At 59.0% G+C, this 17,475-nt stretch carries 29 protein-coding genes; 1 reads left to right on the forward strand and 28 read right to left on the reverse strand.

Annotated features, from left to right (window positions below; all coding sequences use genetic code 11):
• Positions 1–79: 79 nt before the first annotated feature.
• From rpsM to rpsL, 28 genes are all read right to left on the reverse strand, one after another.
• Complete coding sequence (gene rpsM, locus AAFN47_RS03785; RefSeq protein ID WP_499807867.1) at positions 80–448, reverse strand: 30S ribosomal protein S13; 369 nt, start codon at positions 446–448, stop codon at positions 80–82.
• Positions 449–684: 236 nt separating this feature from the next.
• On the reverse strand, positions 685–1,335 hold the full coding sequence (locus tag AAFN47_RS03790; protein ID WP_499807868.1) for an adenylate kinase: 651 nt from the start codon (positions 1,333–1,335) through the stop codon (positions 685–687).
• The gene (gene secY / locus AAFN47_RS03795) at positions 1,332–2,672 is read right to left on the reverse strand and encodes a preprotein translocase subunit SecY (protein WP_499807869.1); all 1,341 of its coding nucleotides are present in this window, start codon (positions 2,670–2,672) and stop codon (positions 1,332–1,334) included. Before secY ends, AAFN47_RS03790 begins: the two co-directional genes overlap by 4 nt.
• 192 nt (positions 2,673–2,864) lie before the next feature.
• Complete coding sequence (gene rplO, locus AAFN47_RS03800; protein ID WP_499807870.1) at positions 2,865–3,332, reverse strand: 50S ribosomal protein L15; 468 nt, start codon at positions 3,330–3,332, stop codon at positions 2,865–2,867.
• 11 nt (positions 3,333–3,343) lie between these two features.
• Positions 3,344–3,544 carry a 50S ribosomal protein L30 gene (gene rpmD, locus AAFN47_RS03805; RefSeq protein WP_499807871.1) on the reverse strand — a complete coding sequence of 67 codons (201 nt, stop codon included), beginning with the start codon at positions 3,542–3,544 and terminating at the stop codon, positions 3,344–3,346.
• Positions 3,545–3,550: 6 nt separating this feature from the next.
• Positions 3,551–4,111, reverse strand: coding sequence for a 30S ribosomal protein S5 (gene rpsE, locus AAFN47_RS03810; RefSeq protein WP_499807872.1), 561 nt, complete (start codon positions 4,109–4,111; stop codon positions 3,551–3,553).
• A gap of 42 nt (positions 4,112–4,153) precedes the next feature.
• Entirely contained in the window at positions 4,154–4,513 is a 360-nt protein-coding gene (rplR, locus tag AAFN47_RS03815; RefSeq protein ID WP_220227439.1) for a 50S ribosomal protein L18, read from the reverse strand.
• Between the two features lie 12 nt (positions 4,514–4,525).
• Positions 4,526–5,059, reverse strand: a complete 534-nt coding sequence (gene rplF / locus AAFN47_RS03820; protein ID WP_499807873.1) for a 50S ribosomal protein L6 — start codon at positions 5,057–5,059, stop codon at positions 4,526–4,528.
• 38 nt (positions 5,060–5,097) lie between these two features.
• On the reverse strand, positions 5,098–5,496 hold the full coding sequence (gene rpsH / locus AAFN47_RS03825) for a 30S ribosomal protein S8 (RefSeq protein WP_220227437.1): 399 nt from the start codon (positions 5,494–5,496) through the stop codon (positions 5,098–5,100).
• Positions 5,497–5,507: 11 nt separating this feature from the next.
• Complete coding sequence (gene rpsN, locus AAFN47_RS03830) at positions 5,508–5,813, reverse strand: 30S ribosomal protein S14 (RefSeq protein WP_499807874.1); 306 nt, start codon at positions 5,811–5,813, stop codon at positions 5,508–5,510.
• Positions 5,814–5,841: 28 nt separating this feature from the next.
• Positions 5,842–6,399 carry a 50S ribosomal protein L5 gene (rplE, locus tag AAFN47_RS03835; RefSeq protein WP_499807875.1) on the reverse strand — a complete coding sequence of 186 codons (558 nt, stop codon included), beginning with the start codon at positions 6,397–6,399 and terminating at the stop codon, positions 5,842–5,844.
• Positions 6,392–6,700, reverse strand: a complete 309-nt coding sequence (gene rplX, locus AAFN47_RS03840; RefSeq protein ID WP_499807876.1) for a 50S ribosomal protein L24 — start codon at positions 6,698–6,700, stop codon at positions 6,392–6,394. Before rplX ends, rplE begins: the two co-directional genes overlap by 8 nt.
• Before the next feature lie 10 nt (positions 6,701–6,710).
• Positions 6,711–7,079: a 50S ribosomal protein L14 gene (gene rplN, locus AAFN47_RS03845; RefSeq protein WP_499807877.1), complete on the reverse strand. Its 369-nt coding sequence runs from the start codon at positions 7,077–7,079 to the stop codon at positions 6,711–6,713.
• 83 nt (positions 7,080–7,162) lie between these two features.
• Positions 7,163–7,393: a 30S ribosomal protein S17 gene (rpsQ, locus tag AAFN47_RS03850; protein WP_220227432.1), complete on the reverse strand. Its 231-nt coding sequence runs from the start codon at positions 7,391–7,393 to the stop codon at positions 7,163–7,165.
• 14 nt (positions 7,394–7,407) lie between these two features.
• The gene (gene rpmC, locus AAFN47_RS03855; RefSeq protein WP_499807878.1) at positions 7,408–7,608 is read right to left on the reverse strand and encodes a 50S ribosomal protein L29; all 201 of its coding nucleotides are present in this window, start codon (positions 7,606–7,608) and stop codon (positions 7,408–7,410) included.
• A gap of 11 nt (positions 7,609–7,619) precedes the next feature.
• Complete coding sequence (gene rplP / locus AAFN47_RS03860) at positions 7,620–8,033, reverse strand: 50S ribosomal protein L16 (protein WP_220227430.1); 414 nt, start codon at positions 8,031–8,033, stop codon at positions 7,620–7,622.
• Between the two features lie 36 nt (positions 8,034–8,069).
• A complete protein-coding gene (gene rpsC / locus AAFN47_RS03865; protein WP_499807879.1) occupies positions 8,070–8,777 on the reverse strand; it encodes a 30S ribosomal protein S3 in 708 nt (235 codons plus the stop codon).
• Positions 8,777–9,166, reverse strand: a complete 390-nt coding sequence (gene rplV, locus AAFN47_RS03870; RefSeq protein ID WP_499807880.1) for a 50S ribosomal protein L22 — start codon at positions 9,164–9,166, stop codon at positions 8,777–8,779. Before rplV ends, rpsC begins: the two co-directional genes overlap by 1 nt.
• A gap of 2 nt (positions 9,167–9,168) precedes the next feature.
• A complete protein-coding gene (rpsS, locus tag AAFN47_RS03875; protein ID WP_499807881.1) occupies positions 9,169–9,447 on the reverse strand; it encodes a 30S ribosomal protein S19 in 279 nt (92 codons plus the stop codon).
• Positions 9,448–9,462: 15 nt separating this feature from the next.
• Entirely contained in the window at positions 9,463–10,299 is an 837-nt protein-coding gene (gene rplB, locus AAFN47_RS03880; RefSeq protein WP_499807882.1) for a 50S ribosomal protein L2, read from the reverse strand.
• Between the two features lie 25 nt (positions 10,300–10,324).
• Positions 10,325–10,618 (reverse strand): 50S ribosomal protein L23, encoded by a 294-nt coding sequence (locus tag AAFN47_RS03885; RefSeq protein ID WP_499807883.1) that lies wholly within the window; start codon positions 10,616–10,618, stop codon positions 10,325–10,327.
• Positions 10,615–11,235, reverse strand: coding sequence for a 50S ribosomal protein L4 (gene rplD / locus AAFN47_RS03890; protein WP_499807884.1), 621 nt, complete (start codon positions 11,233–11,235; stop codon positions 10,615–10,617). The genes AAFN47_RS03885 and rplD overlap by 4 nt, the downstream gene beginning before the upstream one ends.
• Positions 11,235–11,960, reverse strand: coding sequence for a 50S ribosomal protein L3 (gene rplC, locus AAFN47_RS03895; protein WP_499807885.1), 726 nt, complete (start codon positions 11,958–11,960; stop codon positions 11,235–11,237). The genes rplD and rplC overlap by 1 nt, the downstream gene beginning before the upstream one ends.
• Before the next feature lie 82 nt (positions 11,961–12,042).
• A complete protein-coding gene (rpsJ, locus tag AAFN47_RS03900; protein WP_003547547.1) occupies positions 12,043–12,351 on the reverse strand; it encodes a 30S ribosomal protein S10 in 309 nt (102 codons plus the stop codon).
• A gap of 132 nt (positions 12,352–12,483) precedes the next feature.
• Complete coding sequence (gene tuf, locus AAFN47_RS03905) at positions 12,484–13,659, reverse strand: elongation factor Tu (protein ID WP_499807886.1); 1,176 nt, start codon at positions 13,657–13,659, stop codon at positions 12,484–12,486.
• Between the two features lie 63 nt (positions 13,660–13,722).
• Positions 13,723–15,813 carry an elongation factor G gene (gene fusA, locus AAFN47_RS03910; RefSeq protein ID WP_499807887.1) on the reverse strand — a complete coding sequence of 697 codons (2,091 nt, stop codon included), beginning with the start codon at positions 15,811–15,813 and terminating at the stop codon, positions 13,723–13,725.
• 33 nt (positions 15,814–15,846) lie between these two features.
• Positions 15,847–16,317 (reverse strand): 30S ribosomal protein S7, encoded by a 471-nt coding sequence (rpsG, locus tag AAFN47_RS03915; RefSeq protein WP_499807888.1) that lies wholly within the window; start codon positions 16,315–16,317, stop codon positions 15,847–15,849.
• Between the two features lie 46 nt (positions 16,318–16,363).
• Positions 16,364–16,735, reverse strand: coding sequence for a 30S ribosomal protein S12 (gene rpsL, locus AAFN47_RS03920; RefSeq protein WP_220227420.1), 372 nt, complete (start codon positions 16,733–16,735; stop codon positions 16,364–16,366).
• A 421-nt stretch (positions 16,736–17,156) separates the two neighbouring features.
• On the opposite strand from rpsL, the gene AAFN47_RS03925 reads away from it, so the two are divergent.
• Positions 17,157–17,432, forward strand: coding sequence for a transcriptional regulator (locus AAFN47_RS03925; protein WP_499807889.1), 276 nt, complete (start codon positions 17,157–17,159; stop codon positions 17,430–17,432).
• The last annotated feature ends 43 nt before the right edge of the window (positions 17,433–17,475 follow it).

The raw sequence follows: 17,475 nt of genomic DNA on the forward strand, positions 1-17,475 counted from the left end.
CCGGGCGGGGATAACCCCGACCCCAATTCTCAAAGCCTGCCCAAAGACGGGTGGCGGGACAGCGCGATACCGCGCAGCCCTATTTCTTCTTGCCTGCGATGGCCTTGGCCGGCCCCTTGCGGGTGCGCGCATTGGTATGCGTGCGCTGGCCACGGACAGGCAGGTTGCGACGATGACGAAGACCGCGATAGCAGCCCAGGTCCATCAGACGCTTGATGTTCATGGAACGCTCGCGACGAAGATCGCCTTCGACCTGATAGTCGCGGTCGATCGTTTCGCGGATCTGAATTACATCGGCGTCGGAAAGTTCGTTGACACGACGTTCCGCCGGGATGCCGACCTTCTCCGTGATTTCCTTGGCGAAGGCTGAGCCTATGCCATGAATATACTGCAGCGCAATAACAACGCGCTTGTTGGTCGGAATATTGACGCCAGCAATACGGGCCACGCCTGTTCTCCTTGACTTCCGGTCTCTGCTCGACAGCCACAATGGCAGCCTGCTTCCAATATCGGGACGTAAACAAGCGATCAGCCCCGGTTCTCTGAATTTAGAAAACCGCGCCAACCGCTCGATATTCTCGAATTGGCGGGGTTTCTATCGGACTCGGGTATCGATCGTCAACACACCAGATCCAAATTTTCGACGCAAACGGTCAAAAATATCGGTCATTCTCCCCCAAAGGGTCAGAGATTGGCCAAAATAGTGTCAATCTGCTCCGATACGGCGTCAATTTCCGCCATTCCGTCCACTCCATACAAAAGTCCTTTTGCATGGTAGTAGCCGATCAGCGGCGACGTTTCCTTGTAGTAAGCCCAAAGCCGCGTTCGAACCGTGTCTGCGTTGTCGTCCGGTCGCCGCTTGAACTCTGTGCCTCCGCACTTGTCGCACACACCCGCCTTCTTCGGCTTCAGAAACGTATCGTGATAACCGGCGCCGCACGTGGCGCAGGTGTAACGTCCGGAAATGCGCTCCACCAGAATATCGTCGTCGACGCGAACCTCGATGGCGCAATCGAGCGGCATGTCCTTTTCCGAAAGCATCCGGCCAAGCGCATCGGCCTGCACCAGTGTTCTCGGAAAACCATCGAGGATGAATCCGTCCTTGCAGTCCGGTTCATCCAGCCGCTCGGACACTATCGCGTTGACGATATCGTCCGACACCAGCTTTCCTGCGTCCATCACCGCCTTGGCGCGAAGGCCGACTTCGGTTTTATTGGCGACGGCCGTGCGAAGCATGTCGCCTGTCGAAAGCTGTGGCATGCCGTGCTTCTCGACCAACCTTTGCGCCTGCGTCCCCTTGCCGGCGCCCGGCGGTCCCAGCAACACTAATCTCATCGTCCCCTCTTTCCTCCTCGAAGCTTGGACTTCTTGATCAAGCCCTCATATTGCTGCGCAATCAAGTGTCCCTGCACCTGCGCCACTGTATCAAGTGTTACGCTGACGACAATCAGCAGGGACGTGCCACCGAGATAAAAGGGGATTCCGGTCTGCGCAATGAGCATTTCGGGTAAGAGACAGACGAATATCAGATAGATCGCGCCCACGACGGTGATGCGGGTCAGGACGTAGTCGATATACTCGGCCGTGCGCTCTCCCGGTCGAATGCCGGGGATGAACCCGCCGTGGTTCTTCAGATTGTCCGCCGTGTCCTTCGGATTGAACACAACGGCCGTATAGAAGAACGCGAAGAAGCCGATAAACGCTGCATAGAGCACCATATAGGCCGGCTGTCCGTGACCGAGCGTGGCCAAGAGCGTCGTCGCCCAGGCCGGCAGGTCGGTAGAGCTAGAAAAACCGGCGAGCGTGGTCGGCAAGAGCAGAAGCGAGGAGGCGAAGATCGGCGGAATAACGCCGGCCGTGTTCAGCTTGAGCGGCAGGTGCGATGAATCGCCCTGGAACATGCGGTTGCCGACCTGACGCTTCGGATACTGGATCAGAAGCCGCCGCTGCGCGCGCTCGACGAACACGATGAAGGCGATGACGCCGATGGCGATAAGCACGACCAGAACGATGATGCCGGCCGAAAGAGCGCCCGTGCGTCCGAGTTCCAGCATTCCTGTGATGGCGCCTGGAAGCCCCGCGACGATGCCCGCGAAGATGATCAGGGAGATACCGTTGCCGATGCCGCGGGCGGTGATCTGCTCGCCGAGCCACATCAGGAACATGGTGCCGCCCACAAGGCTGATCACAGTTGAGATGCGGAAGAACCAGCCAGGATTCGTGACGATGCCTTCACTGCTATCGAGACCGGCCGCGATCGCGTAGGCCTGGACGGCCGCAAGCAACACGGTGCCGTAGCGCGTGTACTGGTTGATGACCTTGCGGCCCTGTTCGCCTTCCTTCTTCAATTGCTCGAGCGTCGGAACCACCGACGTCATGAGCTGCATGATGATGGAGGCCGAGATGTACGGCATGATTCCCAGCGCGAATATGGCCATGCGCTGTACGGCGCCCCCAGAAAACACGTTGAAAATGCCGAGAATGCCGCCGGATTGCTGCTGAAAAGCGCGGGCGAAACCGTCGGGGTCGATGCCCGGCAGGGGAATGTATGTGCCAAGCCGATAGACCAGAAGCGCAGCCAGTGTGAACCAGATGCGCTTCTTTAGATCCTCAGCCTTGGCGAAAGCTGAAAAATTGAGATTGGATGCGAGTTGTTCGGCTGCAGATGCCATGCGAATCTCCGCGTGACCGCCACCCCGGGAAGCTCCGGATCGTTACCGGGATGCGGTCATGATTGCCTATGAAGAAACATCAAAGGTTCGAATGAACCAGGAATTCGATGCCTCCAACTTCCTCCTCCGGGACGCTGTATCATCCATATGGGGATCGGCTGGCCCGGTTCAAACGTCCGGGCCCGCCAGGTTTTATTCGGCGGCGTTCAGCACCTTGATGGAGCCGCCAGCCTTTTCGATTTTTTCGATCGCCGTCTTCGACGCGCCGGCGACTTCGAGGCTGACCTTGGCCTTCAATTCGCCATCGGACAGGACGCGAACGCCGTCTCTCACGCGCTTCAACACGCCAGCGGCCTGAAGCGCAACCGCGTCGATCGTTCCCGATGCGTCGAGCTTACCGGAATCGATGGCGGTCTGTATGCGACCGATCGACACGATGTTGTAGTCCTTCGCGAAAATATTCGTGAAGCCACGCTTCGGAAGACGCTGATAAATCGGCATCTGACCGCCTTCGAAGCCGTTGATGGCGACGCCCGAACGCGATTTCTGACCTTTGACGCCACGGCCGCCGGTCTTGCCCTTGCCGGATCCGATGCCACGTCCGACCCGCTTGCGGTCCTGGACGGCTCCGTCCTTGTCTTTCAGTTCATTCAGTTTCATTTTCAACTCCCTCAGGCTTCGTCGACGACGCGCACGAGGTGACGAACCTTGCGGATCATGCCACGGACTGCCGGCGTGTCTTCCAGCGTCCGGCGGCGATGCAATTTGTTCAGTCCAAGCCCGATCAGCGTCTGGCGCTGATCCTGCGGGCGGCGGATCGGGCTGCCGATCTGTTCGACCGTAACCGTCTTTTCTGCCTTTTTCTCAGCCATCAGAGATTACTCCTCACTGCCGATGATCGACGCGCGGCGAGACTGCAGCGTCGAATACTTGATTCCACGCTGGCTGGCGATGTCCTTGGGATGCATCTGGTTGGCCAGAGCATCAAAGGTTGCGCGAACCATGTTGTACGGGTTCGAGGAACCGGTCGACTTGGCGACAACGTCCTGCATGCCGAGCGTCTCGAAGACGGCGCGCATCGGGCCACCCGCGATGATTCCGGTACCGGCCTTGGCCGAACGCAGCAGCACCTTGCCGGCGCCGTGACGGCCCTGGACATCATGATGCAGTGTGCGGCCGGAGCGCAGCGGCACGAAAATCATGCTGCGCTTGGCAGACTCGGTCGCCTTGCGGATCGCTTCCGGAACTTCTCGAGCCTTGCCGTGTCCGAAGCCGACGCGACCCTTCTGGTCACCGACGACCACGAGAGCGGCGAAGCCGAAACGGCGTCCGCCCTTCACAACCTTCGCAACGCGATTGATGTGAACCAGCTTGTCGACGAATTCGCTGTCGCGATCGTCGTCTTTTCCGCGATTATCGCGGCGGGGTTCTCTTGCCATTGTCCTTGTCCTTTTTCTTTTCCGGTTTCAACGGGCAAATGATTAGAAGCTGAGGCCGTTTTCCCTGGCGGCGTCCGCCAGAGCCTTGACGCGGCCATGATAGATATAGGCGCCGCGGTCGAAGACGACCTGTTCGATGCCGGCCTTCGTGGCGCGTTCGGCCACGAGCTTGCCGACTGCGGCGGCCGCATCTGTGTCGGCTCCGGTCTTCAGCGACTTGCGCAGATCCGGATCCAGCGTCGATGCGGACACCAGTGTCCTGCCTTCCAGATCATCGATGATCTGGGCGTAGATGTTCTTCGAAGAACGGTTGACCGAAAGCCGCGGACGACCATTGGCGACCGACCTGAGCTGCCGGCGGACACGCCCGGCGCGTTTCGAAAGAGCTTTGCTGCTTGCCATAGCTGGGTGTCCCTACTTCTTCTTGCCTTCTTTGCGGACAATCCGCTCTTCGGCATATTTGACGCCTTTGCCCTTGTAGGGCTCCGGCGGACGGAATTCGCGGATCTTCGCCGCAACCTGACCGACCTGCTGCTTGTTGATGCCCGTGATGACGATTTCCGTCGGCTTCGGGCAGGCAAGCGTAATGCCGTCCGGGGCCTCGAAGACCACATCATGGCTAAAGCCAAGCGCAAGCTGCAGGTTCTTGCCCTGCATGGAGGCGCGGTAACCGACGCCATTGATTTCAAGACGACGCTCGAAGCCGTTCGTCACACCGAGAATGATGTTCTCGATGTTCGTGCGGGACATGCCCCATTTGGAGCGCGCGCCCTGCGACTGATCAGCCGGCGTGACGACGACTGCGTCTTCTTCCATTTTCACGAGCACTTCGTCATTGACGACGTAGCTCAATTCACCCTTGGGGCCCTTGGCCTTGACTGTCTGGCCTTCAACCGAGGCAGTCACACCGGCGGGAACCGAAATGGGCTTTTTTCCGATACGAGACATAATTTCAAACCTGTCTGACCGTTAGGAGGACCGCCACGTCAAAAGACGCGACAGAGAACCTCACCACCAACATTCTGTTCGCGCGCCTCATGATCGGCCATCACGCCCTTCGGAGTCGAAAGGATCGAGATGCCGAGGCCATTCGCGACATTCGGAATAGACTTGACCGAGACATAAACCCGGCGTCCTGGCTTCGAGACACGCGACATCTCGCGGATGACCGGCGCGCCTTCGGAGTATTTCAGCTCGATATTGAGCTCCGACTTTCCGTCGTCATAGGTGACTTCGGAATATCCGCGGATATAGCCTTCCGACTGCAGAACGTCCAGAACGCGCGCGCGCAGCTTGGAAGCCGGCGTGCTGACGGTGTTCTTGCGGCGGCCGGTGGCGTTGCGGATACGGGTAAGCATATCGCCGAGGGGATCACTCATAGACATGTGACGTCTCCTTACCAGCTCGACTTGACGATGCCCGGAACCTTGCCGAGCGAACCGAGTTCGCGCAGCGCAATACGGGACATGTTCAGTTTACGATAATAGGCGCGCGGACGCCCAGAGACTTCGCAGCGATTGCGGACGCGCGTCTTCGATCCGTCACGCGGCATCTCGGCAAGCTTCAGAGTCGCACGGAAACGCTCTTCGATCGGCGTGCTCTGGTCCCTGATCATCGCCTTGAGCGCGGCGCGCTTGGACGCATCCTTCGCGACCTGCTTGCGGCGTCTTTTGTTCTTTTCGACTGCGCTAACCTTAGCCATGTCTTTAGGTCCTTTTCTACGCTTGTCGTTACTGCCGGAACGGGAAGTTGAACTCGCTCAGAAGAGCGCGCGCTTCGTCGTCCGTTTCGGCGGTCGTGCAAACGATAATATCCATGCCCCACTGCTGATCGATGTTGTCGTAATTGATCTCTGGGAACACGATGTGCTCTTTCAGGCCCATGGCGAAGTTGCCACGGCCGTCGAAGCTCTTCGGATTCAGGCCGCGGAAGTCACGAACGCGCGGAAGCGCGACGTTGACCAACCGGTCCATGAATTCATACATGCGCGCCTGGCGCAGGGTCACCTTGGCGCCGATCGGCATACCTTCGCGCACCTTGAAGCCGGCGATCGACTTGCGCGCGCGGGTCACGACGGGCCGCTGGCCGGCGATTGCCGCCAGGTCTTCAGCAGCAGTGGCGGGCTTCTTGGAATCCGCCGTCGCTTCGCCGACGCCCATATTGATGACGATCTTGTCGACGCGCGGGATCTGCATGACGTTCATGTAGGAGAACTTTTCCTGCATGACGTCGCGGATGCGGGTCTTGTATTCGGTCTTGAGCCGCGGCTCGTAACTTGCCTCAGCCATCGATTACTTCTCCTGAACGCTTTGCCACACGCACCTTGGAGCCATCTTCCGATATCTTGAACCCGACGCGGGTCGGCTTGCCGTCCACGGCAAGAGCGATATTGGACAGCTGGATAGGCGCTTCCTTGCTGATAATGCCGGCCTGCTCGGTCTGGGTCTGACGCTGATGGCGCCGAACCATGTTGACGCCGCTGACCAGGGCACGGTTTTCCTTCGGCATCACCTTCAGGACCTCGCCTGTACGGCCCTTGTCCTTGCCGGTGAGCACGATCACATTGTCGCCTTTACGGATCTTCTGCATCGTAATCTCCTCAGAGAACTTCCGGCGCCAACGAAATGATCTTCATGTGGGCCTTGGCGCGCAGTTCGCGCGGGACCGGTCCGAAGATACGCGTGCCGATTGGTTCTTTCTTGTTGTCGACGAGGACGGCGGCATTCTTGTCAAAGCGAATGACGCTTCCGTCCGCACGACGAATATCCTTGGCCGTCCGTACGACGACCGCCTTCATCACATCACCCTTCTTGACGCGGCCACGCGGGATCGCTTCCTTCACGGAGACGACGATGATGTCGCCAACGGAAGCGTATTTCCGCTTGGAGCCGCCCAGCACCTTGATGCACATGACACGACGGGCGCCGGAATTGTCAGCGACGTCGAGGTTTGTTTGCATCTGAATCATGTCAGACCGCCTTCTTTACCTAATTGGGAAGAGCATCCGCCCTACCCTTGATTCTAATACATTCTTGTCTGTTGCGGACCGACCTAGTCGGTCATGACAGTCCAGCGCTTGTCTTTCGAAATCGGCGCGCATTCCTGAATGGATACGGTATCGCCGACCTTGAACTTGTTTTCCGCATCATGCGCCTTGTACTTCTTCGAGCGGCGCACGGTCTTCTGGAACATCGGGTGTGCGAAACGACGCTCGACGCTGACAACTACTGTCTTGTCGTTCTTGTCGCTGACAACGGTGCCCTGCAGGATACGTTTTGGCATTGTTCTTGTGTCCTTTAAGCCTTGTCTGCAACCGCCTTCTGGCGGCTGATTGTCTTGACGCGGGCGATATCGCGGCGCACTTCCTGGATACGCGACGTCTTCTCGAGCTGTCCGGTCGCCTTCTGGAAGCGAAGGTTGAACTGCTCTTTCTTGAGCTTCGCGAGCTCGTCGTTGAGCTGATCATTGCTCATCGTACGAATGTCTGCGGCTTTCATCGTTCCGATTCCTACTCTGCAATCCGTTGCACGAACCGCGTCTTGACCGACAGTTTGGCGGCTCCGAGACGCAGCGCTTCGCGCGCGATGTCTTCTGCGACGCCGTCGATTTCAAACATGATCCGGCCCGGCTTGACCTTGGCCGCCCAGTAATCGACGGAACCCTTGCCCTTACCCATGCGGACTTCGGTCGGCTTCGACGAAACCGGCACGTCCGGGAAGACGCGGATCCACACGCGACCGGCGCGCTTCATGTGACGGGTGATGGCGCGGCGAGCAGCTTCAATCTCGCGCGCATTCACGCGGTTCGGTTCCTGGGCCTTCAGACCATAGGAACCGAAAGTCAGGTCCGTTCCGCCCGAAGCGACGCCCCGGATGCGGCCCTTGTGCTGCTTGCGATACTTTGTACGCTTTGGCTGCAACATTTCTTATTCTCCGAACTTGGCCTGCCGCGCGCGCAATCAGGCGCTTTCGCGGCGGCGATTACTGCTGCCCTGGTTATCGCTACTGGTGGCGCGGCGCTCCGAAGCCATGGGATCATGTTCCAGGATTTCTCCCTTGAAGATCCAGACTTTGATGCCGCAGACGCCGTAGGCGGTGTGGGCTTCGGCTGTGCCGTAGTCGATATCGGCGCGCAGCGTGTGAAGCGGAACGCGGCCTTCACGATACCACTCGGTGCGAGCGATTTCGGCGCCGCCAAGGCGACCACCGCAGGTGATGCGGATGCCCTCAGCGCCGAGACGCATGGCGGACTGCACCGCGCGCTTCATGGCGCGACGGAACGCAACGCGGCGCTCGAGCTGCTGTGCGATCGACTGCGCAACCAGGTTGGCGTCGATTTCCGGCTTGCGCACTTCAACAATGTTGAGATGCGTTTCCGCATTGGTCATGACCGCCAGCTTGCGGCGCAGCTTCTCGATGTCCGCGCCTTTCTTGCCGATGATCAGACCGGGACGGGCCGAGTGGATAGAGATGCGGCACTTCTTGTGCGGACGCTCGATAACGATTTTCGAGATCGCAGCCTGCTTCAGCTCCTTGTTCAGGTATTCGCGGATCTTCAGATCCTCCTGAAGCAGCGCGCCGTATTCACCCTTCTCGGCGAACCAGCGGGAATCCCACGTCCGGTTGATGCCAAGGCGAAAGCCTACTGGATTGATCTTCTGGCCCATTATGCGGCCTCCTCGGTTTCTTCAACTTCGCGCACGACGATGGTCAGGTGCGAGAACGGCTTTTCAATCCGCGACGCTCTTCCGCGACCACGCGCGTGGAAGCGCTTCATGACGATTGACTTGCCGACATAGGCTTCTGATACGATCAGGGAGTCGACGTCGAGATCATGATTGTTCTCTGCGTTGGCGATTGCCGATTCCAGTGTCTTCTTCACGGTTTCGGAGATGCGCTTGCGCGAAAACTCGAGATCGGCGAGCGCACGATCAACCTTCTTGCCGCGGATCATGGCAGCAACAAGATTGAGTTTCTGCGGGCTGACGCGAATCGTGCGAGCAACCGCTTTCGCCTCATTGTCCTTCAATCGGCGCTCGGCCTTGGCCTTGCCCATTGTTACTTCCTCTTCGCTTTCTTATCCGCGCCATGACCGTAATAGGTCCGCGTCGGGGAAAATTCACCGAGCTTGTGGCCCACCATGTCTTCCGACACAGACACCGGCACATGCTTGCTGCCATTGTAGACGCCAAAGGTCAGACCAACGAACTGCGGCAGGATCGTGGAACGACGGCTCCACGTCTTGATTACTTCGTTGCGACCGCTTTCGCGCACCTTCTCGGCTTTCTTGAGAAGATAGCCGTCAACGAACGGACCTTTCCAAACTGAACGAGCCACGTGAGACTTCCTCTCTTACTTCTTGCGCTGATGACGCGAGCGCATAATGAACTTGTCGGTCTGCTTGTTCGACCGGGTGCGTTTGCCCTTGGTCGGCTTGCCCCACGGGGTAACCGGGTGACGACCGCCGGACGTGCGACCCTCACCACCGCCATGCGGGTGATCGACAGGGTTCATGACGACGCCGCGAACGTGCGGACGCTTGCCGAGCCAGCGCGTACGACCAGCCTTGCCGTCATTGCGGTTTGCGTTGTCCGGATTGGACACAGCGCCGACAGTCGCCAGACAGCTGCCCGGAACGAGACGCTGCTCGCCGGAATTCAGTCTGAGGATCGCCATGCCCTGGTCGCGACCGACCAGCTGCACGTAAGCGCCTGCAGAGCGAGCGATCTGACCGCCCTTGGCGGGCTTCATCTCGACGTTGTGCACAATGGTGCCAACCGGCATGGACTGCAGCGGCATGGCGTTGCCCGGCTTCACGTCGACGGCCGACCCGGACGAGACGACCTTGTCGCCTGCGGCGAGCCGCTGCGGCGCCAGGATGTAGGCCTGTTCGCCATCGTCATAATTGACGAGAGCAATGAACGCGGTCCGGTTAGGATCGTATTCCAGACGCTCGACCGTGCCTTCCACATCGAACTTGCGACGCTTGAAGTCAACCAGGCGATAGGTCCGCTTGTGTCCGCCGCCACGATGGCGAACGGTCATACGACCCGTGTTGTTGCGGCCGCCCTTGGAGGACAGACCTTCGGTCAGGTGCTTGACCGGCTTGCCCTTGTACAGACCCGAGCGATCGACGATCACCAGCTGACGCTGGCTTGGCGTGGTCGGCTTGAATGATTTCAGTGCCATAGTCTCTTATCCTCTGGTCCTGCCGTCAAAGACCGGTCGTGACGTCGACGGACTCGCCTTCGACCAGCGTCACGATTGCCTTCTTGACGTCGCTCTGCCGGCCAATGGATCCGCGGAAACGCTTCACCTTGCCTTTGCGAACGTGCGTGTTGACCGCCTTGACCTTGACGCCGAACAGCGCCTCGACAGCCGCCTTGATCTGCGGCTTGGTAGCGGTGCGCGCGACATTGAACACGACCTGGTTCTGGTCGGAGATCAGGGTCGATTTTTCTGTAATCACCGGCGAGGTGATTACGTCGTAGTGACGAAGATCAGTCATTTGAACCGCTCCTCAAGCGCTTCGACGGCAGACTTGCTCAGGACAAGCTTGCTCCGGCGCAAAATGTCGTAAACGTTGATGCCCTGCACCGGCAGCACATCCACATTCGGAATGTTGCGGGCCGCAAGAGCGAAGTTGTTGTCCAGTTCGACGCCGCCGATGAACAGCGCGTTGGAAACGCCGAGCTTCTCGAGCGATCCGGACAGCGTCTTCGTCTTGGCTTCCTTGGCGGCGAGGTCGTCGATGACGATGATTTCATCGGCTTTCGCCTTGACGGAAAGAGCGTGACGCAAAGCCAGAGCGCGAACCTTCTTCGGCAAACCGATCGAATGATCTCGAACAACCGGGCCATGCGCCTTGCCGCCGCCACGGAACTGTGGCGCGCGAGCAGAAGAGTGACGAGCGCGGCCCGTGCCCTTCTGACGGAACATCTTGGCGCCGGTGCGGGAAATCTCCGAACGGCCCTTGGTCTTGTGGGTGCCCTGCTGCTTGCGCGCAAGCTGCCAGCGAACCATGCGCTGCAAAATGTCATCGCGCGGCTCGAGACCGAAAACGGTATCGGACAGCGATACCTTGCCGGCGTCCTTGCCTTCGAGGGTTGTTACCTTAATGTCCATTATTCGGCTCCCTCAGCACTCTGTTCAGCCGGCGCTGCTTTCGCAGCGGCTGCCGCACGCAAACCGGCCGGACGCGGCGCGTCATCGGGAACGGCGATCTTGGTGGCGTCGCGAACAAGGATCCAGGACCCCTTGGAGCCGGGAACGGCGCCCTTGATCAGAATGAGGCCGCGATCGGAATCGGTCGAAACGACCTCCAGGTTCTGGGTTGTCACGCGGGTGCTGCCCATGTGACCGGCCATTTTCTTGCCCTTGAACACCTTGCCCGGATCCTGGCACTGTCCGGTCGAACCATGCGAACGGTGCGAAACCGACACGCCGTGGGTGGCGCGCAGGCCGCCGAAATTGTGCCGCTTCATCGCGCCGGCGAATCCCTTACCGACGGACGTGCCGGTGACATCGACCTTCTGTCCGGGAACGAAGTGTTCGGCGGTCAGTTCGGAACCAATCTCAAGCATGTTGTCAGTCGACACGCGGAATTCCGCGAGCTTTGCCTTCGGCTCAACCTTGGCGGCGGCGAAGTGGCCGCGCATCGGCTTCGTCGTGTTTTTCGGCTTGGCCATGCCGGCGCCCAACTGGACAGCCGTGTAGCCATTCTTTTCCTCAGTGCGCTGGGCGACAACCTGACAGTTCTTCAAACGCAGAACAGTCACCGGAACATGTTCCCCGGCGTCATTGTAGACGCGGGTCATCCCAACCTTCTGTGCTATAACTCCTGAACGCATTGGTTCATCCTTGTCCATTTTTGGTTCCGGTCTTGCGCGAGTTCCACGAGGGTTTTTCGCAACCGACCCCAGAAACTGCTCCTTAGAGCTTGATTTCCACGTCTACGCCTGCAGCCAGATCGAGCTTCATAAGGGCATCCACCGTCTGCGGCGTCGGGTCGACGATATCGAGAAGCCTCTTGTGGGTCCGCATCTCGAACTGCTCGCGACTCTTCTTGTCGATATGGGGCGAGCGGTTGACCGTGAATTTTTCAATTCTGGTCGGCAGCGGAACCGGTCCACGCACACTCGCGCCGGTGCGTTTGGCCGTCGATACGATTTCACGTGTCGACGCATCGAGAATCCGATGATCAAACGCCTTCAGGCGGATACGGATGTTCTGGCCGTTCATTCGACTTAATCCTCAGTTTCAAAACAACCGGGCACTTCTGGTCCGGCCCGTTTTCGTTCGTTTCGGTGCGGATCGATCCGCATCAACAAAGACGCGCCGCGTTGCGGCGGCGCGTCTTGAATTCCAGCGGAATTACTCCGTGATGCTCGCTACGATGCCGGCGCCGACGGTGCGGCCGCCTTCGCGGATGGCGAAGCGCAGCTTCTCTTCCATCGCGATCGGAACGATCAGTTCAACGTCAACCGTAACGTTGTCGCCCGGCATAACCATTTCCGTGCCTTCAGGAAGCGTCACAACACCCGTCACGTCCGTCGTACGGAAGTAGAACTGCGGACGGTAGTTCGTGAAGAACGGCGTATGACGACCGCCCTCTTCCTTCGTCAGGATGTAGGCTTCTGCCTTGAACTTCGTGTGCGGCGTAACCGTGCCAGGCTTGCACAGAACCTGACCGCGCTCAACGCCTTCACGCTCGACGCCGCGAAGCAGCGCGCCGATGTTGTCGCCGGCCTGACCCTGGTCAAGAAGCTTGCGGAACATCTCCACGCCCGTGCAGGTCGTCTTCTTCGTGTCGCGGATGCCGACAATCTCGATTTCGTCGCCAACATTGATGATGCCGCGCTCCACGCGTCCCGTAACAACCGTGCCGCGGCCCGAAATCGAGAACACGTCCTCGATCGGCATCAGGAACGGCTGGTCGATCGGACGCTCGGGCGTCGGAATGTAGGCGTCGACTTCCTTCATCAGCGCGCGAACAGCGTCTTCGCCGATTTCCTTGTTGGAGTCTTCAAGAGCAGCAAGCGCCGAACCCTTGACGATCGGAACTTCGTCGCCCGGGAACTCGTAGGAGTCCAGAAGCTCGCGAACTTCCATCTCGACGAGCTCGAGGAGCTCCTCGTCGTCGACCTGGTCGACCTTGTTCAGGAACACAACGATCGCAGGAACGCCAACCTGGCGGGCAAGCAGGATGTGCTCGCGCGTCTGCGGCATCGGGCCGTCGGCGGCCGAAACAACCAGGATCGCGCCGTCCATCTGTGCCGCGCCCGTGATCATGTTCTTCACGTAGTCGGCGTGGCCAGGGCAGTCCACGTGCGCATAGTGACGCGCTTCCGTTTCGTACTCGACGTGCGCCGTCGAGATCGTGATGCCGCGCGCACGCTCTTCAGGAGCGCCGTCAATCTCGTCATAGGCCTTGAAATCGCCGAAGTACTTCGTGATCGCTGCCGTAAGAGACGTCTTGCCGTGGTCAACGTGACCGATCGTGCCGATGTTCACATGCGGCTTGTTGCGTTCAAACTTACCTTTCGCCATCTTGGCTCTCCGTATTTCCTCGCCCGAAAGGGCTTTTATTTCTGTTGTTCAGTTCAGCCCTTGTCAGGCATATTTTTCCTGAATTTCCTGTGCGACGTTCGACGGAACCGCAGCATAGTGATCAAACTGCATGGAGTACTGCGCGCGTCCCTGGGACATGGAGCGCAGGTTGTCCACGTATTTGAACATGTTCGCCAGCGGCACATGAGCGTTGATCACGACGGCGATGCCGCGCGATTCCTGCCCCTGTATCTGGCCGCGCCGGGAATTCAGGTCACCGATCACATCGCCGACATAATCCTCAGGCGTAACCACCTCGACCTTCATGATCGGTTCGAGCAGTTGAGCGCCGGCTTTCTTGGCGCCTTCACGGAAGGCTGCGCGCGCCGCGATTTCGAAGGCGAGCACCGAGGAGTCGACGTCATGGTAGGCGCCGTCAATGAGCGTTGCCTTCACGCCCAGCATAGGGAAGCCCGCGAGCGGACCGGAAGACAGAACGCTTTCGATACCCTTCTGAACGCCGGGGATGTATTCCTTCGGAACGTTACCGCCAACGATCTTGGAGACGAACTCGAACTCTTCGCTTTCGGTGTTCGGCTCGAAAATGATCTTGACGCGAGCGAACTGACCGGAGCCACCGGACTGCTTCTTGTGCGTATAGTCGATTTCGGCTTCGCGGGTGATCGTTTCACGATACGCCACCTGCGGCGCGCCGACATTGGCCTCAACCTTGAATTCGCGCCTCATGCGGTCAACCAGGATGTCGAGGTGAAGCTCGCCCATGCCTGCGATGATCGTCTGACCGGATTCTTCGTCCGACTTGACGCGGAAGGACGGATCCTCGGCAGCCAGTCGGTTGAGCGCAATGCCCATCTTTTCCTGGTCGCCTTTGGTCTTCGGCTCGATGGCGATCTGGATAACGGGATCCGGGAACTCCATGCGCTCGAGGATGACCGGCTTCAGCGGATCGCAAAGCGTGTCGCCCGTAGTGGTTTCCTTCAGACCGGCGAGAGCAACGATATCACCGGCATAGGCGACGTCGATGTCTTCACGGCTGTTGGAGTGCATCTGCAACATGCGGCCAACGCGCTCGCGCTTTTCCTTGACCGTGTTCATCACGGACGAGCCCTTTTCGATCACTCCAGAATAGATGCGCGCGAAAGTGAGCGAACCGACGAACGGATCGTTCATGACCTTGAAGGCGAGCATGGACAACGGCTCGTCATCGGACGCAACGCGCTTGATCTCGGCTTCGGTCTTGGCGTCGATGCCCTTGATGGCCGGGATGTCGATCGGGCTCGGCAGGTATTCGACGACAGCGTCGAGCAGAGGCTGCACGCCCTTGTTCTTGAAGGCGCTGCCGCAGAACATCGGGAAGAAGTCGACGTTGATCGTACCCTGACGCACAAGCGCGCGGATCTGGTCGTTGGAGGGCATATCGCCTTCGAGGTAGGCTTCCATCGCAGCCTCGTCGATTTCGACGACGGTTTCGATGAGCTTTTCGCGATATTCCTCAGCCTTGTCTTTAAGGTCAGCCGGAATTTCAACGATATCCCACTGCGCGCCGAGCGACTCGTCGCGCCATACCAGAGCGTTCATCTCGATAAGATCAATCACGCCCTTGAAGTCGCTTTCAGCGCCGATCGGCAGTTGCATGACCACCGGGATCGCGCCAAGACGGCTCTTCACCATATCAACGGAGCGGTAGAAGTCGGCGCCGATCTTGTCCATCTTGTTGCAGAAGATCATCCGCGGGACATTATACTTGTCAGCCTGGCGCCAAACGGTTTCCGTCTGCGGTTCGACACCGGCGTTGGCGTCGAGCAGCGCAACGGCGCCGTCGAGCACGCGCAGCGAACGCTCGACCTCAATGGTGAAGTCAACGTGTCCGGGCGTGTCGATGATGTTGAAGCGGCGCATGTTGCCGTCGCGACCTTTCCAGAAGGTCGTGGTCGCAGCGGACGTGATCGTGATGCCGCGCTCCTGCTCCTGCTCCATCCAGTCCATCGTTGCGGCGCCGTCATGGACTTCGCCGATCTTGTGAGACTTTCCAGTGTAGTACAGGATGCGCTCGGTCGTCGTCGTCTTGCCAGCGTCGATGTGCGCCATGATACCGAAATTCCGGTAGTCTTCGATTTTATATTCGCGGGCCATTTCAGTGCCTTTCGATGCGTAAATTCGTAAAACTTACCAGCGGTAATGCGAGAACGCGCGGTTGGCGTCAGCCATCTTGTGCGTGTCTTCGCGCTTCTTGACGGCGTTGCCGCGGTTGTTCGCCGCATCCATGAGTTCGCCCGAAAGGCGCTCGATCATGGTTGTCTCGTTGCGATTGCGCGCGGCGCTGATCAGCCAACGGATCGCGAGCGCCTGGCGGCGCTCCGGACGAACATCCACCGGAACCTGGTAGGTGGCGCCGCCAACACGGCGCGAACGAACCTCAACCTGCGGAGCGACATTGTCGAGAGCAGCGTGGAACGTGCCGACCGGCTCCTGCTTGGTCTTGTCTTCGATGATGTCGAATGCACCGTACACGATGCCTTCAGCTACGGACTTCTTGCCGTCGAGCATGATGGCGTTCATGAACTTGGTGATGACGAGATCGCCGAATTTCGGATCCGGGTTGATCTCACGTTTTTCTGCACTGTGACGTCGGGACATGGTCTAGTCTCTCAACTATCGCTGGATGACCAGCAAAATGATTGTCTTACTTCGGACGCTTCGCGCCATACTTGGAACGGCGCTGCTTGCGGTCCTTGACACCCTGGGTGTCGAGAACTCCGCGGATGATGTGATAGCGAACGCCGGGAAGGTCCTTCACACGGCCGCCGCGGATCATCACGACGGAGTGCTCCTGAAGGTTATGCCCCTCGCCCGGAATGTATCCGATAACTTCAAAGCCGTTGGTCAGGCGGATTTTGGCCACCTTGCGAAGCGCCGAGTTCGGCTTCTTCGGAGTCGTTGTGTAAACACGGGTGCAAACGCCGCGTTTCTGCGGGTTGGCGTCCAGTGCAGGAACCTTGTTACGCTTGACCGGCACCTGGCGCGGCTTGCGAATCAACTGGTTTACGGTTGGCATTCAACCATCCTCATATAATTCTTCATGTTGCCCTCGCGGGCGTTTCCCGTGCACGCATACTCATGCGCAAACGGGCAAACCCGCCATTGGCGGCTTGCCCAAAAAATGCAGAGGACACGGAAACCGTGTCGTGCTTGCAGCATTTTGTATCAACGTGCAGTTTGAACCGTGTCTGGAGCGAACTTCAGGACGAGTCATCCCGAACCAGCAAACTCCACATCAGCTCTGGTGGCGCGTACATACTGATTGGCTTGGACATCGTCAAGACCGGAACCGAATTATTGTGAAACTAATTCGGCGTTTGGCGGCCTCGCGGCGGGGTCCGCGGCATTATTCCAGGTCAAACCGCCCCTTCCCTTGTGCCTCGCGACAGAAACATGCAGAAAGAGCCGAATCAACAGGGCGACCACGGAGAAGCAGCATGCAGGCGGAGGACGAAGACGAGCCGATCGTGTTCATCATCATCGGCAAGGCCTTCCTGGACAAGGACGAAGACCCGATCGACGTCCATATTATTCTTTCGGCGCCGGACGACGACACCGCCGTGCGCGAAACCCTCAACGCGATGGCCAGCGAAGGCTACGTGGAAGCCGAACTCGACCAGATCGGCGTTATGGAAGGCATGCCGGACGACGAACCGTACGCCTCGGCCTACCAGGGCGCCGTCGAAGGGGAAGTTTCGATTGTCACCTTTTGACGTTGAAACCGCTTGAGCCCAAAGCCGTATTCTCCGAATCAGC

This window comes from Hoeflea sp. CAU 1731 (genome assembly GCF_039888615.1).
Classification (GTDB): domain Bacteria; phylum Pseudomonadota; class Alphaproteobacteria; order Rhizobiales; family Rhizobiaceae; genus Flavimaribacter.